Source organism: Mammaliicoccus fleurettii (assembly GCF_003970575.1).
Classification (GTDB): Bacteria; Bacillota; Bacilli; order Staphylococcales; family Staphylococcaceae; genus Mammaliicoccus; species Mammaliicoccus fleurettii.
Window position 1 is genome coordinate 1 of record NZ_RXWZ01000114.1, and the last position, 2316, is coordinate 2316.

Sequence of the window (2316 nt, forward strand, 5' to 3'; positions counted from 1 at the left end):
TCCTAATGTTAGATTCAATTATAGATTTCATAAAAACATTTTTAATGTTGTTTTTTGAATTATTAATATTATTCATAATCGTGAGCTTTATTGTAAGTCTAATTCAACAAGTTGTTTCAGAAGATAAAATTAAAAGATTTTTGAGCAAACCTAACCAAGCGATTAATTATATATTTGGAATGGTATTTGGTGCTATTACACCATTTTGTTCCTGTTCCACACTACCCATACTCGCAGGTCTATTAAATTCTAAAATTCCTTTTGGACCGGCAATGAGTTTCTTGATTGCTTCACCATTAATGAATCCTTTAATGTTGTTTATGTTATGGGCTTTATTAGGTTGGAAAGTTGCTGTTGTTTATTTTGTAGTACTAGCAATTTTTAGTATTTTAACAGGTCTAATATTTTCAAAAATGAATTAAGCTGAAAGTTATAAAGGAGTTAATGTTAAAGGAGACGGATTTTTTGCTAACAAAACAGGGTCTCGTTTTAAACAAGCATTAAACGATGCGTGGGCATTTTTATACCCAATGCTACCTTATCTATTCATTGGTGTGTTTATTGGTGCATTTATATATGGGTTCGTACCTGCAACATTTATAACTAAATATGCAAGTGGCGATGGTATTATCTCTGTATTCATTGCTTCTGTTATTGGTATTCCTATGTATATCAGACCTGAAACAATGTTGCCTATAGCTGAAGCATTAGTATCAAAAGGTATGTCGCTAGGAACAGTTGTTGCATTGATAATTGGTGGTGCTGGGGCAAGTATTCCAGAAGTTGTATTGCTATCTAAGTTATTTAAGAAAAAATTTGTTGTATCATTTGTTATCGCAATTTTTGTTGTAGCTATTGCTACAGGATTAATTGTAAATATGATTGTTTAAATTTAAGAAGGATAAATAGTGAATCAAGTAGCGTCAGTAATCAATAATAAGGAGGTGTTAAAATGGAAAAAAACGCATTTAAAAAAGCTATTTCTAAATTAAAGCCTAAAAAGCAATCTTGTTGTTCCGTAGAGATTGAAGAAAATAAAGAGAGCAAAAGCGAGCACAAAAATAAAGATCAACAGAATAATAAAGAATGACTTTCCTTGATAAATGAGAAAGAGCAGTATAATTATTATGTTTTTTATATTTCTCAAAATTCTATCAATAAATTGTAAAAAAACTAAAAACGCCTACTAATGCGAGAAAAGAATTCTATGAATTACTTAAACAGGTTAATGATAGTCATGAGCCCGTTTTTATAAGTGGCTCTAAAAGCGAGAATAATGCAGTCATTATAGGACAAAAAGATTGGAATAGCATTCAAGAAACATTGTTTCTTGAATCAACAGGAACTATGGATAAAGTTAGAGAACGTGAAAAAGATAGTAGTGGCTATTCTGATATTGATGCCTTGGATTGGGATAATATCTAATGAGTAATTACAGTGTTTTTATTAAAAACTCAGCAAAATCAGATTTAAAGAAAATCAAACAATCACAACTTAAAACCCCGTTTTTAAAGATTGTAGAAACGTTAAAGGAAGATCCCTATTTTCCAAATCAGTCTTTTGAAAAGTTACAGCCCAAACATTTGGAACGTTATTCTAGAAGAATTAATCACCAACACAGGGTAGTTTATACAGTTAATGAAGATAGTAAAGAAGTCTTTATCACCTCAGCATGGTCTTATTACGAGTAAGTCAAAATACTCTCATCATAAGTTAAATATTAAGATTTTCTTTCTTACACTTTTATTACTTTATTCTTCTTTATTATCTTCTACTTTAGATTCTATGAGTTGAGTATATAGTTTTCTAACACCATCTTCATTTTTTTGAGAATTTTTTACTACACAATGAATATTGTAAGTGTTCTTTTCGATTTCCAATCACACTTAGCTTATTCAAATCTTTTATTTTCCCTCTTCTTTTTAATAATTCTTTTTGAAAGCCTAATACTTTTTTGCTCTGTGTTATTTAAATCAACCATTTCAACAATATGTTACACATTAGTCACTATCTTTTCATATATAGTGAGTTGTTTCTTACTAAACTCTTCGATTAACTACCAAGTTAATCTACAACTTTACCCATCTCTTCGATTAACTACCAAGTTAATCTACAACTTACACCATCTCTTAGATTAACTATCGAGTTAATCTACAACTTATCCAATCTCTTCGATTAACGACCAAGTTAATCTACAACTTACACCATCTCTTCGATTAACTACCAAGTTAATCTACAACTTACAACATCTCTTCGATTAACTACCGAATTAATCTACAACTTACACAATCTCTTCGATTAACTGCCGAGTTAATC

General features: G+C 29.9%; 3 protein-coding genes and 1 pseudogene. All 4 read left to right on the forward strand.

Translation table 11 applies throughout. The annotated features are described in order from the left end of the window. Nucleotides 1-5: 5 nt before the first annotated feature. The 4 genes and pseudogenes from CD129_RS08865 to CD129_RS08875 all read left to right on the forward strand — a co-directional run bounded on the left by CD129_RS08865 (nucleotide 6) and on the right by CD129_RS08875 (nucleotide 1691). Nucleotides 6-890, forward strand: a pseudogene (locus tag CD129_RS08865) (permease). A gap of 62 nt (nucleotides 891-952) precedes the next feature. Next, nucleotides 953-1090 carry a hypothetical protein gene (locus CD129_RS13210; protein WP_170167688.1) on the forward strand — a complete coding sequence of 46 codons (138 nt, stop codon included), beginning with the start codon at nucleotides 953-955 and terminating at the stop codon, nucleotides 1088-1090. Nucleotides 1091-1161: 71 nt separating this feature from the next. After that, nucleotides 1162-1425 carry a type II toxin-antitoxin system Phd/YefM family antitoxin gene (locus CD129_RS08870; RefSeq protein ID WP_078357916.1) on the forward strand — a complete coding sequence of 88 codons (264 nt, stop codon included), beginning with the start codon at nucleotides 1162-1164 and terminating at the stop codon, nucleotides 1423-1425. Beyond that, nucleotides 1425-1691, forward strand: coding sequence for a Txe/YoeB family addiction module toxin (locus tag CD129_RS08875; RefSeq protein WP_078357915.1), 267 nt, complete (start codon nucleotides 1425-1427; stop codon nucleotides 1689-1691). Before CD129_RS08870 ends, CD129_RS08875 begins: the two co-directional genes overlap by 1 nt. Nucleotides 1692-2316 lie beyond the last annotated feature (625 nt).

Coding starts and splice junctions, on each gene's coding strand:
- CD129_RS08875 (WP_078357915.1), top strand. CDS start 1,425: ATGAGTAATTACAGTGTTTTTATTAAAAACTCAGCAAAATCAGATTTA.
- CD129_RS13210 (WP_170167688.1), top strand. CDS start 953: ATGGAAAAAAACGCATTTAAAAAAGCTATTTCTAAATTAAAGCCTAAA.